This is a genomic window from Tsukamurella sp. 8F, from assembly GCF_029167375.1.
Taxonomy (GTDB): domain Bacteria; phylum Actinomycetota; class Actinomycetes; order Mycobacteriales; family Mycobacteriaceae; genus Tsukamurella.
Map to the genome: position 1 here is coordinate 146,004 of NZ_JARFTP010000002.1, position 13,458 is coordinate 159,461.

At 69.4% G+C, this 13,458-nt stretch carries 16 protein-coding genes; 2 read left to right on the top strand and 14 right to left on the bottom strand.

The genetic code is table 11. The features are described 5' to 3' along the window. Nucleotides 1-6 precede the first annotated feature (6 nt). The 3 genes from P0W64_RS02140 to P0W64_RS02150 form a co-directional block, all read right to left on the bottom strand. The gene (locus P0W64_RS02140; RefSeq protein ID WP_275478401.1) at nt 7-234 is read right to left on the bottom strand and encodes a ferredoxin family protein; all 228 of its coding nucleotides are present in this window, start codon (nt 232-234) and stop codon (nt 7-9) included. After that, nucleotides 231-998 (bottom strand): GntR family transcriptional regulator, encoded by a 768-nt coding sequence (locus P0W64_RS02145; protein ID WP_275478402.1) that lies wholly within the window; start codon nt 996-998, stop codon nt 231-233. The genes P0W64_RS02140 and P0W64_RS02145 overlap by 4 nt, the downstream gene beginning before the upstream one ends. Before the next feature lie 170 nt (nt 999-1,168). Beyond that, the gene (locus P0W64_RS02150) at nt 1,169-2,080 is read right to left on the bottom strand and encodes a helix-turn-helix domain-containing GNAT family N-acetyltransferase (RefSeq protein ID WP_275478533.1); all 912 of its coding nucleotides are present in this window, start codon (nt 2,078-2,080) and stop codon (nt 1,169-1,171) included. 63 nt (nt 2,081-2,143) lie between these two features. On the opposite strand from P0W64_RS02150, the gene trxA reads away from it, so the two are divergent. After that, on the top strand, nt 2,144-2,500 hold the full coding sequence (trxA, locus tag P0W64_RS02155; protein WP_275478403.1) for a thioredoxin: 357 nt from the start codon (nt 2,144-2,146) through the stop codon (nt 2,498-2,500). Between the two features lie 5 nt (nt 2,501-2,505). Next, complete coding sequence (locus P0W64_RS02160) at nt 2,506-2,841, top strand: PQQ-dependent sugar dehydrogenase (RefSeq protein ID WP_275478404.1); 336 nt, start codon at nt 2,506-2,508, stop codon at nt 2,839-2,841. A 14-nt stretch (nt 2,842-2,855) separates the two neighbouring features. Here the strand turns inward: P0W64_RS02160 and P0W64_RS02165 are convergent, their stop codons facing one another. The 11 genes from P0W64_RS02165 to P0W64_RS02215 all read right to left on the bottom strand — a co-directional run bounded on the left by P0W64_RS02165 (nt 2,856) and on the right by P0W64_RS02215 (nt 13,388). After that, nucleotides 2,856-4,442, bottom strand: a complete 1,587-nt coding sequence (locus P0W64_RS02165) for a chloride channel protein (protein ID WP_275478405.1) — start codon at nt 4,440-4,442, stop codon at nt 2,856-2,858. After that, a complete protein-coding gene (locus P0W64_RS02170; RefSeq protein WP_275478406.1) occupies nt 4,435-4,878 on the bottom strand; it encodes a MarR family transcriptional regulator in 444 nt (147 codons plus the stop codon). Before P0W64_RS02170 ends, P0W64_RS02165 begins: the two co-directional genes overlap by 8 nt. A gap of 42 nt (nt 4,879-4,920) precedes the next feature. Continuing rightward, a complete protein-coding gene (locus P0W64_RS02175; protein WP_275478407.1) occupies nt 4,921-5,709 on the bottom strand; it encodes an alpha/beta hydrolase in 789 nt (262 codons plus the stop codon). Beyond that, nucleotides 5,706-6,368 (bottom strand): 3-oxoacid CoA-transferase subunit B, encoded by a 663-nt coding sequence (locus P0W64_RS02180; protein WP_275478408.1) that lies wholly within the window; start codon nt 6,366-6,368, stop codon nt 5,706-5,708. Before P0W64_RS02180 ends, P0W64_RS02175 begins: the two co-directional genes overlap by 4 nt. Beyond that, entirely contained in the window at nt 6,365-7,060 is a 696-nt protein-coding gene (locus P0W64_RS02185; RefSeq protein ID WP_275478409.1) for a 3-oxoacid CoA-transferase subunit A, read from the bottom strand. Before P0W64_RS02185 ends, P0W64_RS02180 begins: the two co-directional genes overlap by 4 nt. A gap of 69 nt (nt 7,061-7,129) precedes the next feature. Further along, nucleotides 7,130-7,411: a muconolactone Delta-isomerase gene (catC, locus tag P0W64_RS02190; protein ID WP_275478410.1), complete on the bottom strand. Its 282-nt coding sequence runs from the start codon at nt 7,409-7,411 to the stop codon at nt 7,130-7,132. Beyond that, entirely contained in the window at nt 7,412-8,272 is an 861-nt protein-coding gene (gene catA / locus P0W64_RS02195) for a catechol 1,2-dioxygenase (protein ID WP_275478411.1), read from the bottom strand. It lies immediately after the preceding gene. A 23-nt stretch (nt 8,273-8,295) separates the two neighbouring features. Next, complete coding sequence (locus P0W64_RS02200) at nt 8,296-9,408, bottom strand: enolase C-terminal domain-like protein (RefSeq protein WP_275478412.1); 1,113 nt, start codon at nt 9,406-9,408, stop codon at nt 8,296-8,298. Then, complete coding sequence (locus tag P0W64_RS02205) at nt 9,405-10,307, bottom strand: LysR substrate-binding domain-containing protein (RefSeq protein ID WP_275478413.1); 903 nt, start codon at nt 10,305-10,307, stop codon at nt 9,405-9,407. The genes P0W64_RS02200 and P0W64_RS02205 overlap by 4 nt, the downstream gene beginning before the upstream one ends. Nucleotides 10,308-10,437: 130 nt before the next feature. Continuing rightward, entirely contained in the window at nt 10,438-12,513 is a 2,076-nt protein-coding gene (locus P0W64_RS02210) for an AMP-binding protein (protein ID WP_275478414.1), read from the bottom strand. After that, the gene (locus P0W64_RS02215; RefSeq protein ID WP_275478415.1) at nt 12,510-13,388 is read right to left on the bottom strand and encodes a 1-acyl-sn-glycerol-3-phosphate acyltransferase; all 879 of its coding nucleotides are present in this window, start codon (nt 13,386-13,388) and stop codon (nt 12,510-12,512) included. Before P0W64_RS02215 ends, P0W64_RS02210 begins: the two co-directional genes overlap by 4 nt. Nucleotides 13,389-13,458 lie beyond the last annotated feature (70 nt).

A 13,458-nucleotide genomic window follows, 5' to 3' on the forward strand; every position in this document is an offset into this window, starting at 1 on the left:
GGTGATTCAGCGGAGCAGGTACGGCATGTTGATCGTGACCGCCCCGGTGGGGCATCGGGCGGCGCACGGTCCGCAGTACCAGCACTCGTCGACGTGCATGAACGCCTTGCCGGTGTCGGGGTCGAGCGCCAGCGAGTCGAGGGGGCAGGCTTCGACGCAGATGTTGCACCCTTCGATGCATAGGGATGCGTCGACCGTGACGGGGACGTCTATGCGCTGGTTCACCTGAGTCATCGGTTCTCGCTCTCGTGGATTCGGGACACGTTGCCGCGCATGGTTATCCGGTCGGCACGCATCCGGATGTACTCGAGGTCGACGGGCCGTCCGTCCGCTAGCCGCGTGAGTCGCTCCAGCAGCAGCACGGGGGAGCCCGCTGCCACGTCGAGGTCGACGGCGGAGTGCGCGTCGGCTGCTGCGGCGCTCAGGCTCAGGTCGGCGTCGCCGAGTGCGCAACCCGCCACCTGCTCGATCAGCGGGAACACGTCGTTGGTCTCGAGATCGGCGTCGAGCAGCGGTATCCCGATGTCGCTGACAAGGTAGGTGAGGTCGAGGCTGATGGTCTCGCCGTCCAACTGGCGGATCCGTTCGAGGTATACGACCTGCTCGTCGACGGCGAGCTCGAGCTTCCGTGCCACGACCGGCGGCGGGACCAGCACCGTGGCGATACGGACCGCGTTGCGGACCTCGCCGTACCCGACGAGGGTCTCCTTGAGGCCGCGCAGGCAGTCCAAGCGATGATCGACCGGGCGCTGTGCGACGGTGGTTCCGAGGCGCGGCGTCCGGTCGATCCAGCCTTCTGCGCGCAGCGACGAGAGCGCGACGCGGACGGTGTTGCGCGACACGCGGAACTCGCGGGCCAGTTCGTCCTCCAGCGGCAGCCCGGTGGGATACGCGCCGTCGACGATGCTCTGCCGGATCACGTCCGCGACCACCCGGGCGTTGTCGGCCCGGGCGGCACGCCGGGTCGACGTACCCGCTCCTACCTGCATCGATTCCATGGCGATCAGAATAGGAAGGGTTTCTGCCGGGCCCGAGATCCCTGGCCGGCGGGTCCGACCGACGGTGGTCATTGCGCCACCTGCACGGGGGCGGAGCGCCCGTTCACCAGGAGGTTTCGCCGGCCCGCCCGGTCATTACGCCGGGTAGTGGCGTGAACGGGCAATTGAAATCACGCAGAGTCTTCTGTCGGAAGTGCCTTCTCGAACCACAGCTGTGCGTACGGGTTGTCGTTGTATGCAGGGATCTCGTGGTAGCCGAGAGCCCGGTACATCGCGATCGCCTCAGTGAGACATGCGTTGGTGTCCAACATGATCCGGGCTGTTCCCGCCGCGCGTGCCCGGTGCTCGAGCTCGCACACCAGCCGGCGGCCGAGTCCGAGACCCCGCATCGCCGGCGCCGCCCATACGCGCTTGATCTCGGCGTCGCCGGCGTCGAATGTCAGGGCCCCGCACCCGACTGGGTCACCGCGCAGCGTCGCCACCAGCAGCAGGCCGGACGGCGGGGTGATCGACGGGTCGGCGACGGCGCCGCCCACTGTGGGATCGAAGCCCGTCTCGAAGCGTGAAGCCAGTTCCGTGTAGTACTCGCGCGCACAGAACCGGGCCGCTGCGGACGTCGCGTCGGCCTCCTCCACGGACACCTGCGATGCGAGGAGCAGCCGCTCCACCTCGCCCATCGCAGTGACCAGTCGTTCGCGTTGCCGCTCGCTCAGCGGTTGGAGGAGGTCTCGGGCGGCCTCGTCGGACAGGCGCTCGAGTTCCCCGAACTCCACCCGACCGGCCGAGGTCAGGCGTGCGGTACGCACGCGCGCGTCGGCACCGGCGCCCGCCGTGGTGACGAGCCCGTCCGTCTCGAGGGCGCGCAGCAGGCGGCTCACGTAGCCCGAGTCGAGATCGAGGCGGGCACGGAGGTCCCGGACGTCTGTGCCCGACGCGGGGTCTGCGCCGGTGCCCACCCCGATCTCCCACAGCAACCGCGCCTGCCCGAGCGGCCGGCCGCGTGCGAGGTAGCGGTCCTCGAGGACGCCGATGCGCGCGGTGACCGTGCGCTTGAATCGTCGCACCGCGACGATATCCGAGATATCTCTGACCACAGTCAGACGATATCCGGGAATCCTCCGCAACGCTCGTTCGTTGAGTCGGTCATGGCAACCGTTAACCTGACAGCCGACCAGTTCGACAAGACCGTCACCGACAACGAGATCGTGCTCGTGGACTTCTGGGCCGACTGGTGCGGGCCGTGTAAGGCCTTTGCACCGACCTTCGAGAAGAGTTCCGACTCGCATACCGAGATCGTGTTCGCCAAGGTGGACACCGAGGCCGAGCAGCAGCTCGCGGCGGCCGCGAACATCCGTTCCATCCCTACGTTGATGGTCTTCAAGAAGGGCAATCTGGTCTACAACCAGGCCGGCGCGCTCCCGCCCGCCGCGCTGGAGGACCTCATCCAGCAGGCCAAGGATCTCGACATCGATCAGGCGACCTCGCAGGGCGACGCCGAGTAGGCGCGATGCCCGCCCGTGCGGCGGCGATGGCGGTCCTGATCGCGGTCGCTGCATCGGCGTGTGGGAACCGCGGTGCGCAGTGGGCTCCGGACGAGGCGTGCCCGAGCGGTATGGCCGCCGTCGGAGGCACGCTCTACCTCGCGAATCTCAGAGGCGAACGGCTGCGGACGATTCCGATTGCGGACCCCTCCCGTGCCACCGAACTGTTCGTCGGCCGCTACGGCCGCATCCGCGATGCGGCGGCCGGGCCCGACGGGTCCGTATGGATCGTCACCAACAACACCGACGGCCGCGGCTCCCCGAGAGCCGGCAACGACAGGATCCTGCGCATCGCTCGGTGAGGTTCGTAACGCCGTCAATCCGCAGGGCGACGTGGCGGGAAGACCGTCAGGAGACGATCTCGGTCGCGGTCCTCGCTCAGGTCGTGCCGGCGCGCGACCAGCAGGTCCTCGAAGCGCATGTGCCCGACGAGTTCGCCGCCGCCGTCGACGACGACCAGCGGTCGAGTCCCCGACTCCGCGATCACGTTGGCCGCGTGCCGCAGCGTGTCGCGCGGCGCGACGGTACCGCCACCGGCCACGGGAGGCGGGCCGGGAATCATCACGTCGGCGACGAAGAACGTCTCGAGCGGATCGGTCGAGTAGTCGCGGGTGAGGTGGAGGCCGCGGCGCGCGATCTTCTCCGTGAGCACCGATCGTTTGAGCGCTAGCACGGAGATCCCGTAGGCGCAGGTCGAGGCGATCACCATAGGCAGTAGTGCCGGCCATGCGTGTGTCAGCTCTAGCGTGAAGACCACACCCGTGAGGGGAGATCGCATCACCCCGCCGACCACCGCGGCCAGGCCGAGGATCGCCCAGAAGCCGGGGAACTGAGCGGGCAGCACCTGTCCGACCAGCGCGCCCAGCGCGCCGCCGATCATGAACACGGGTGCGAGCACGCCGCCCGACGTGCCGGAACCCAGTGAGAGCGCCCAGATCAGCGTTTTGACGATCAGGATGCCCACCACGAGCGACGTCGTCGCCCGCCCGGTGAGTAGTGCGTCTATGACGTCGTACCCCACGCCGAGCGCTCGGGGCTCGACGAGCCCGCCGAGGCCGATGATTACGCCGCCGATGGCCGGCCACCACATCCAGTGGATCGGGAGCCGCCGGAAACCGTCCTCCGCCAGATACACGAGCCGGGTCGCAACGACCGCGACCGCAGCGCCGCACAGACCGATCACCGCCGCGAGGGCGTCGATGGTCCACGCGGGTTCGCCGACCGCCGCGGCGACCGGGAACACGGGTGCGCTACCCAGGACGGCGTGACGCACTACGGTCGCGACCGCCACGGCGGCCGCGACCGGGACGAAGCTGCGCGGCCGCCATTCGAACAGCAGCAGCTCGACGGCGAGCAGGATCGCGGCGAGCGGTGAGTTGAACGTCGCCGCCATACCGCCCGCTGCGCCGGAGACCAGGAGGATCTTGCGCTCGTCTGCGGTGAGCTGTAGGTGCTGCGCCAGGATCGAGCCGACGGCGCCGCCGGTCATGATTATCGGGCCCTCGGCGCCGAACGGGCCGCCGGTGCCGATGCTGATCGCTGCCGAGACCGGTTTGAGCACTGCGACCTTCGGCTCGATGCGGCTGCCCCGCGTCAGGATCGCCTCGATCGCCTCCGGCATCCCGTGGCCCCGGATCTTCTCGGATCCGAAGCGCGCCATCAGGCCGACGACCAGGCCGCCGGCGATGGGAGCCCCGAGGATCAGCCACCACGGGTGATGCTGCGCACCCGGGGCGACGAGGGCGCTCGACCAGCGCTGGTAGAACACCAGATTCGTCACCAGGCCGATCAGGTGTAGCAGGCACCACGCGGCACCCGCGGACAACGCGCCGATCGGCAGGGCCAGCGCGGTGGTCACCAGCAGCCGGCGGTCGACCGCGAAGTCCCCCAACGTGTCACTCATCGGCGGCCCCCTGCGCGATGTGATCGCAGACGGCGCCGAGCCCCTGCGCAAGTGCTGTGCGGCGGGCCTGGGACATGCCCGCGAGCGCTACGCCGAAGAGCGCGGCGCGGGCTGCGGTCACGCGGTCGACGGTGGCGTGCCCGTCAGCCGTCAGGGTGAGCTCGACGACGGACGCGTTCGCCGGGCTGTGCCTGCGCGCGACGAGCGCGACCATTTGCGGGCGGGCCACGAGCCGTGTCACGGACGAGACGCTGACGCGCAGCCGGGCCGCGAGTGCGCTGCAGTTGGACACGCCCGTCTCGTGCAGCGTGAGCAGCAGGCGCATCTGGGCGAGGGTCAGGCCGGCATCCTCGGCGCTGCGCTCGGCGAGCGCAGCGAAATCGCGTGTCGCGCGAAGCAATACGCCGACCGTGTCGGGGTAGTCGGTTGTCGTCACCCAGTGAGTATTGCACTATGCAAAGCCCGGGCGGGATCGAGGTCAGGTGAGGCGAGCGAGGAACCCGAGCAGCACATCGTCGAACGCGGCCGGATCCTCGAGGCTTGGCGTATGCCCCGTGGCGTCGAGAACCACGAGCTCGCAGCCGGGAATCGCTTCCGCCAGTCCCAGGGCGAGCTTCCCTCCATCGAAGACGTCCTCGGAGCCCGTCAGCGCGAGCGCAGGCACCGTCAGCCCGCGGGCAGCGTCCGACAGGTCTGCGCGATCCGCGCGTCCGCGCAGGGCCGCAGCCGCGGACGGGCCGTCGGCGCGCTCGATCATCGCCAGGGCGGTGGCACACACCTCGGGACGCGAGGCCAGCGTGGTCGCGCCCAGCACCGCAGGCAGGAACTCCCGCGCGTAGTCGTGCGTGCCCTCCGTTGCCAGCCGATCCGCGAGTACGCGGCGGCCCGCTCGCACCGCGTCGGCGTCGAGATGCGCGAACGTATCGGACAGAAGGATCGCGCGGACCAGCTCCGGATACCGCCGGGCGAGGTCGAGGGCCACCTGACCGCCCATCGAATGTCCCACGACGACCGCCGATTCCACGCCCAGGCGACGCAGTGCGTCGGCCGCCGCATCCGCGTGCTCGGTGAGTGGCACGGAATCCCGATCGACCACGGAGTCGCCGAATCCGACGAGGTCGGCCGCGATGCCCCGGTATCCGGCGGCGGCGAGGGCATCGAGTTGCGGCTCCCACATCGAGCGATCGAACAGGAAGCCGTGCAGAAGTACCACCGCCGGGCCGACCCCGCGCGCGGTCACCGTCGAGACCGGCACCGCGGCGCTCACGACGTGAGCCTCGCCAGCAACTCGTCGGCGCCGATCCCGAAGGTCTCGGCGATCACAGCGCCGCCGCGGCCGCATTCGATGACGGATTCCGGCGTGTAGACGCGATTCACGCACCCCAGCCCCGTGAGCGGATACGTGCATCGTGGTACGAGCTTCACCGAGCCGTCCTTCGCGAACAGCGACATCATCACGTACACGCTCTTGGCGCCGATCGCCAGGTCCATCGCCCCGCCCACCGCAGGGATCGCACCGGGCGCACCCGTGTGCCAGTTCGCGAGGTCGCCGACGTAGGAGACCTGGAACGCGCCCAGCACGCATACGTCGAGGTGCCCGCCGCGCATCATCGCGAACGAGTCGGCGTGATGGAAGTACGAGGCCCCGGGCAGCTCCGTGACGGGCACCTTGCCCGCGTTGGTGAGGTCGAGGTCGACCTCATCGCCCTCAGCCGCTGGACCCATGCCCAGCATCCCGTTCTCCGTATGCAGCACCACGCCCCGTTCGGGCTCGAGGTAGTCTGCGATGAGGGTCGGCTGGCCGATCCCCAGGTTCACGTACGAACCGGTGGGGATGTCGTCTGCGACGCGAGACGCCATGTCGCCCTTGGCCAGTCGATGGCCGCCGTGCTCGACGACGTCACCCGCCACCGTCAGTGTGGTCATCGCGCCCCCTCCACGGCCATGCGCCGCGTGGGAACCTCGACGATCGTGTCGACATAGATGCCGGGTGTGACCACGATCTCGGGATCGATCGCGCCGGTGGCCACCAGCTTGTCGACCTGCACAATGGTGCGCGCCGCTGCGGTGGCCATCACCGGCCCGAAGTTGCGGGCCGTCTTGCGATAGGTCAGATTGCCCATCCCGTCGGCCCGGTCCGCTGCGATGAGGGCGACGTCGCCGTGGATGGGGTATTCGAGGATGTAACTGCGCCCGTCGATCTCACGCGTCTCCTTACCTTCCGCGAGCGGGGTGCCGACGGCCGTGGGGCAGAAGAAGGCCCCGATTCCGGCCCCCGCGGCACGCATCCGTTCGGCGAGGTTGCCCTGCGGCACCACCTCGAGATCGATCCGCCCCTCGGCGTACAACCTGTCGAAGACGTACGAGTCGGACTGACGGGGAAAGGAGCACAAGACCTTTCGCACGCGTCCCGCCGCGAGCAGCGCCGCCAGGCCGTAGTCGCCGTTGCCCGCGTTGTTGCTCACGACCGTCAGGTCGGTGGCCCCCTGCAGGATGAGCGCGTCGATCAGGTCGAACGGCATCCCTGCCAGGCCGAAGCCGCCCACCAAGACGGTGGCTCCGTCTTCGATTCCGGCTACCGCCGCGTCGACGTCGGCGGCTACTCGGGGTGCTCCCATCGAGCCTCCTTGTTCGTGTGGCACGGCCGCGCCCGCTCTCAGACGTGGCGCAGGTGCGGCTATACCGGGTCAGTTGATGGCGGACGGGTGCTTGGCGAGCGGCGTCACATCCACGGTCATCCACCTGAAGAGTGGTAGGCCCCATAGGATCTCGTGCAGACGATCGTTGTCGGTCACGTCGAAGATCGAGATGTTCGAGTACTGCCCGGCGCAGCGCCAGATGTGCACCCACTCGCCGCCGCGCTGCAACTGCTGGCTGTAGGCCTTCTCGCGGGCGATGGTCTCGTCACGGACCGCGGGGTCGACGCCCTCCGGAACGGCGACGTCCATCCGAACCGCGTAGAGCGGCATCTACCGGCCCTCGGTGGCCGGGTCCAGCACGAAGTCGTAGACGACGACCTCGCCCGGGCCTTCCAGGGCGGGCTGCGGCGCGAGCATGAGCTCGGGCTTGACGGCTTGCGCGACGTCGTCGCCGTTGTGCTCGTCGCCGGGGAAGTACAGCTGCGCGGTGAGCAGGTCGTGGCCGGGGGCCGACACCTTGAGGTGCAGGTGTGCGGGCCGCCACGGGTGCCAGCCGGCGGCCGCGATCAGCTTTCCGCACGAGCCGTCGGTCGGGATCATGTACGGCGCCGGGCGGATCGTATCGATCGAGAATCGGCCTTCGTCGTCCGCTGTGAAGGAGCCGCGCAGGTTCCACTCGGGGATGTCGGGGGCGAACTGCGAGTAGTAGCCGGCGGCATCGGCCTGCCACAGCTCGACCTTGGCGCCCGCGAGCGGTGCCCCACCGAGATCGCGGACCTGGCCCGAGAACGTCAGCGGCGTGCCCTCCTCGCCCTCGCGCATCGGTAGCGTGCCCCGGGCGCCGAACTCGGGTGCGTCGGGCACGTAGTAGGGGCCCTCGATGGTGCCCTTGTTGCCCTTGTGGTGCTCGTTCGCGACCTCCTCGACGACGTGCTCCAGCCACACGTCGAGGAACAGGGGCCACTCGCCATCGGCGCCGACCTGGATCAGCCACGCCTTGAGCGCGTCGTACTCGGGGTAGGTGACCTTGTGCTTACGGATCGTGTCGTGCACGGCGTGGATCACCTCCCACGCCAGCTCGGACACGCGCTCCGGCGGGGTGTTCGCCTTGGCGCCGGCCTTCTGCAGGAACTGCGCCGTGGCACCGGCCCCTGAGTCGGCGGCCTTGGCCTCGTATTCGGTTGCAGTCATGATGTTCTCCTCGGTGGTGGGGTTCAGGAGTCGATGCGGTAGTGAGCGAGCTTGTCCATGTCGACGGTGACGCCGATCCCGGGCGAGGTGGGGGCGATGAGTTCGCCGCCGACGATGCGGAGCGGCTCGGTCAGCAGATCGTCCGACATGTCGAGGAAGTTGGACAGCTCTCCCGCTCGGGCGCTGGTCGAGCGGTGGGCCGCCCCGAAGGCGACCGTGCAGGCCGTGCCGAGCTGGCCGTCGATCTGATTGCCCATGACGACCTCGACGCCGAGTCCCTCGGCGAGCGAACGGATCTCGTCGGACACGGTGAAACCGGTGCGGGCCGTCTTGATGGATAGCGCCGTCGCGGAGCCGCCGAGCAGCTCTCGGGTCGCCTCTGCCGGGGTGGTAGCGGACTCGTCGGCGACGAACGGCACGCCACACTGCTCGACGAGCCAGCGGCGGCCCAGGACGTCGTCGGCGGGGTTGAGTTCCTCGGCGAGGGTCAGCCCCACGTCGGCGAGCTGCCGCAGAGCGCGAGCCGACTCGGACGCGGTCCAGCCCCGGTTACCGTCGATGTACAGCTCGACCTTGTCTCCCAATGTGTTCCGCAGCGCGCGCACCACCTCGACGTCGAGTTCGACGGGTCGCCGGCCGACCTTGATCTTGAAGGTGGTGATGCCGTACCGGTCGCGCATGGCGCACGCTTCGTGCGCCATGGCCGTCGGGGTGTCGAATCCCAGCATGTGCGAGACGCGCATCCGGTCCGTGTACCCGCCGAGCAGACGGGTCACCGGCTGACCGAACGCCTGACCGAGGACGTCCCACACAGCCATGTCGACGGCGGACTTGGCCGCCGGGTTGCCGACGGTGCGGTGCAGGCGGGCGTGCAGTCTGGAGCGCTCGGTCGCGTCCAGGCCGATCGTCTGCTCGGCGAAGACGTCCTCGATCACAGCGACGATGCCGCGCTGCGTCTCGCCGTAGGTGAACGGCCGCGGCGGGGCGTCGGCGCAGCCGGTGAGGCCGCCCGCGGTGCGGACCCGCACCAGGACGTGATCGGCGTGCACGACCTCGCCCGACGCGAACTTCAGGGGTTTGCGGTAGGGGATCCGATAGGGGATCGCCTCGACCCGTGTGATCGTGAGGTCGCTCATGCGGCCGTTCCTTCGGCTGGCAGGGGGTGACTGTCGAGGACGGCCAGGGCCGCAGCGATGAGCGGCGACGAGTCGCCCTCCCGCCACGCGATCGCGAGATCGACGGTCTCTGTGCCGGGCAGATCCATGAAGACGGCGCCGGGCAGCTTCACGACGGTCGCGCTGCGTGGCACGAGTGCGACGCCCAGACCGGCGGCGACGAGGGCGAGCATCGTCGAGGTCTCACCGACGCGGTATGCGCGGTGCGGTGCGAAACCTGCTGCGGCACACGTGCGCACCACGGCGCCGTCCACCACGGAGCCTGTGTCCGGCGGGTACGTGATGAAGGGTTCGTGCACCAGGTCGGCAACGGCGATGCCCCGGTCTCCTGCGAGGCGGTGCCCCGCGGGCAGGGCGAGCACGAGCGGCTCGCTGTGCAGCGCGCGCGTCGTGATGCCCTCGACGGCGACGGGCGGGCGCAGCACTCCGATGTCGAGCCGGTCGTCGAGGAGCGCGGCGGCCTGGTCGGGTGTGAGCATCTCGGTGCGGATCTGCAGACTCACGCCGGGAAGCTCGCGCTGCAGCAGGCGCGCGAGCTCGGGCAGCACGCCGTAGGACGCCGATCCGGTGAACCCGACGCGCAGCACGCCCAGGGCGCCCTCGCCGACGAGCCGGGCGCGGGCCACGGCATCGTCGAGCCCCGCCAGCAGTGCCCTGGCCTCCCGCTCGAACAGCCGACCGGCCTCCGTGAGCTCGACCTGGCGGGTGGTGCGCGTGAACAGCGCTGTGCCCACTTCGTTCTCGAGCTGACGGATGGTGCGCGACAGTGGCGGGCCCGCGACGTGTAACTGCTCGGCCGCGCGCCCGAAGTGCTCGGTGCGAGCGACGGCGAGGAAGTAGCGCAGGTGTCGCAACTCCATAGCGGCTTCCTCTCCCGATGGCTGTGACTCAGCTCTCAGGCATCACGCTATGGCGTCGCATTCAGACAGACAAGGACTCATTTCGAACTGATTAAGACTCGAATGGTCTCAATCTGATCCGTGGGCCTGCCTACGACTCCGCGAGCTCGCGTCGGAGGACCTTGCCGGTCGCGTTGCGGGGCAGAGCGTCGAGGAAGACGATCTCGCGAGGCACCTTGTAGCCGGCGAGTTCGCTCTTGACCCTGGCCTTGAGCTCGTCGGCGCTGACGTCGGTGCCGTCGCGCAGGACGACGAACGCGCGCAGGCGCTGGCCGAACTGCTCGTCCTCGACGCCGATCGCGGCCACCTCCGCGACCGCCGGATGCCGGGCTATCGTGTCCTCGACCTCCTTCGGGAAGACGTTCTCCCCGCCGGAGACGATCATGTCGTCGTCACGTCCCTCCACGAACAGACGGCCGGCCGGATCGAACCTGCCCACGTCGCCCGTGGCCATCATGCCGTGCATCCGCTGCTTGTCGCCGCCGCCCGAATAGCCCTCGAACAGTTGCGAGTTACCCACGAAGATGCGGCCGACGGAGCCCTGCGGCACCTCGATCCCAGCGTCGTCGAGAAGCTTGACCGTCGTGCCGCGCGTCGGCCGCCCTGCGGTGCCGGGCGCGGCACGCAGGTCGGCGGGCGTCGCGATGGTCGCGTTGGCGACCTCGGTCGAGCCGTACAGGTTGTAGAGGTTCTCGCCGAACGTGTCCATCCATCGATCGGACAGGTCACCGGGCAGCGCAGATCCCGAAGCGGCAACGATTCTCAACGACGACGTCTCGTACCGGCCGCGGGTCTCCTCTGGAAGCTCCAGGATCCGTGACAGCATCACCGGCACCACGACCAGCGCTTCGAGCCGGTACTCGTCGATCGCGGCGAGCCAGCCTTCGGGATCGAACTTGCGCAGGCACACCACGGTGGCGCCGAGCGCCTGCGACAGCAGGAGGTTCGACAGCCCCCAGGCGTGGAACATGGGTGCCGCAAGCCCCACCCGCATCCCCTCGCGCAAGGGGATCCGCTCCAGCAGCGCGGCCGGGGCCTCGAGCGTCGGACCTTGCGCGCCCGACGAGGCCCCGCGGCTAGCACCTTTCGGGGTGCCCGTCGTCCCCGAGGTGAGAATGGTGATCCGGCCCGCGCGGCCGGGCGATGCGGGGCTCCGGCCCTCTCCGGCGGCGGCCAGCGAGGTGAGCGTGGGGACGCCGGCGGAGTCGGAGATCCCGTCCGCGATCACCTGCCGGCGGTTGATCACGGCGTTCGCCACCAGCTCGCCGAACTCCGCGTCGTAGATCACCGCGCTCGGGCCCTCGCGCCGGCACACGTCGGCGATCTGCGGGCCGGAGAATCCGGTGTTCAGCAGGAGCACATCGCAACCCAGCTTCGCAGCCGCGGACATCGCCAGCAGGAAACCGCGGTGGTTACGTGCCAGCAGCGCTACGGCGTCACCCTCGCCCACGCCCGACTCACGCAGCGCCGAGCCGATGGCAGACGACTGACGGTCGAGTTCGGCGTACGTGAGCTCGCCGTCACCGTCGACGACTGCCGCGCGGTCGGGGTGCCGCGCCTCGCCGACCGCAGCGAGCGCACCGGGGGATAGGCCCCAGTTGCGGGCCGCGAAGGCTATGCGTACCAGACGATCCGGCCGCATCGGAGCCACGATCCCGGCACGTGCGAGCACACCGAGATGGCCGACCTCGTCGATGAGCCGCTGGGGCAGCGCGCGGCCGCCCGGCATCTCGGCTCCGCCCTCGGCTGCCGCCTTCATGCCGTGCAGCGCGTTCTTCATCGTCGACCACATCGCCGGGTAGGAGGCGAAGTCGGCGATCGCGCCGAACGCACCCGGCGCGTCGTAGGTGAAGCGCAATGTGACCGCCGTGCCACCCGGTACCGGGCGCAGCCGAAGGCGCACGCGGTGTGAGACACCGGTGATCGATGACCACGAGAACTCCCACGGCGGTTGGCATTCCACGACGATGACGTCGCCACCCACCAGCGCGCCGCCCACCCGGACGAGGATGCGGTAGCGGGCGTCCAATTCGGGCTTGCGGCCCGGCACGGCGGGCGTCACGCGCACGCCGGAGTCCACGTAGCGCGCCAATGCCATGGGGTCCGCGCAGATGTTCCACACATCCTCGATCGGGGCGGCAACGACCACCCGGTGCTCGATCTTCATCCGATCACCGGCAGCTTCCGGTCGGCCTGCAGGGATGTCAGCACGTCCTGCATCGCGGCGACCACATCGTCGTACACCTGGTCCAAGTCCGGGTCCTCCCCATAGCGTTGCCGCAGGTCGATCGGCGGCAGGTACTGGATGACGATCTTCGAGGGCAGCGGCACGAACGGCGAGAACGGCAGCGTGAGGCCGAACGGCGCCGACAGCACGATGGGCAGCACCTTGATGCGCATCGTCCGATCCAGCCCCAGCATTCGCGCCAGATTGTCGCCCCGGGTCAGGAACAGCGCCGTCTCCTGCCCGCCGATCGTCACCTGCGGCACGATAGGCACGTCGTGCTTCAACGCGAGTCGCAGGAATCCCTTGCGTCCGCCGAAGTCGACCACTCCGGACTGTCGCGACGGTCGATAGTTCTCGTAATCGCCGCCTGGGAAGACCTGTAGCAGGCCGCCGCTGGCGAGTACGGTGTGGCCGTTGTCCGGGTCTGCCTCGACGGTGCCGAACCTCCTCAGGATCGGAGCCAGTGGGGAGTTCAGGACCATCCGGTGCGCCAGCTGATAGAACGGGCGCTCCACCCCGAAGTAGCTCGTGATCGCGAGTTGGCTGATCATCACCTCCGGCGACATGATGCCGCCGGTGTGGTTGCCGACGATCAGCGCAGGCCCCTCCGCGGGTATGTGGTGTAGTCCGCGGACGTCCGGTCGGAACCACGCGCTCACGGCCAGCCACAGGGCCGGCAGGAGCTCGCGGATGGCGTCCGGGTCCCGATCGTCGAGGTTGCCCTGACGCAGGCGCGGAAGGAAGCGCTTCGCCTGCCTCCCGGCCAGTGCGAGCAGCGCGGGCCCGGCGGATGCGAGACCGTTCTCGGCGGCCATCGGTGGTACCTCCTCGGCAGGGGATCGCGGCACCGAGACTCTAGACCCGCTCCCGGGGTGCCACCTGCTG

Coding starts and splice junctions, on each gene's coding strand:
- P0W64_RS02140 (WP_275478401.1), bottom strand. CDS start 234: ATGACTCAGGTGAACCAGCGCATAGACGTCCCCGTCACGGTCGACGCA.
- P0W64_RS02145 (WP_275478402.1), bottom strand. CDS start 998: ATGGAATCGATGCAGGTAGGAGCGGGTACGTCGACCCGGCGTGCCGCC.
- trxA (WP_275478403.1), top strand. CDS start 2,144: ATGGCAACCGTTAACCTGACAGCCGACCAGTTCGACAAGACCGTCACC.
- P0W64_RS02160 (WP_275478404.1), top strand. CDS start 2,506: ATGCCCGCCCGTGCGGCGGCGATGGCGGTCCTGATCGCGGTCGCTGCA.
- P0W64_RS02165 (WP_275478405.1), bottom strand. CDS start 4,442: ATGAGTGACACGTTGGGGGACTTCGCGGTCGACCGCCGGCTGCTGGTG.
- P0W64_RS02180 (WP_275478408.1), bottom strand. CDS start 6,368: ATGACCACACTGACGGTGGCGGGTGACGTCGTCGAGCACGGCGGCCAT.
- P0W64_RS02185 (WP_275478409.1), bottom strand. CDS start 7,060: ATGGGAGCACCCCGAGTAGCCGCCGACGTCGACGCGGCGGTAGCCGGA.
- catC (WP_275478410.1), bottom strand. CDS start 7,411: ATGCCGCTCTACGCGGTTCGGATGGACGTCGCCGTTCCGGAGGGCGTC.
- catA (WP_275478411.1), bottom strand. CDS start 8,272: ATGACTGCAACCGAATACGAGGCCAAGGCCGCCGACTCAGGGGCCGGT.
- P0W64_RS02200 (WP_275478412.1), bottom strand. CDS start 9,408: ATGAGCGACCTCACGATCACACGGGTCGAGGCGATCCCCTATCGGATC.
- P0W64_RS02205 (WP_275478413.1), bottom strand. CDS start 10,307: ATGGAGTTGCGACACCTGCGCTACTTCCTCGCCGTCGCTCGCACCGAG.
- P0W64_RS02210 (WP_275478414.1), bottom strand. CDS start 12,513: ATGAAGATCGAGCACCGGGTGGTCGTTGCCGCCCCGATCGAGGATGTG.
- P0W64_RS02215 (WP_275478415.1), bottom strand. CDS start 13,388: ATGGCCGCCGAGAACGGTCTCGCATCCGCCGGGCCCGCGCTGCTCGCA.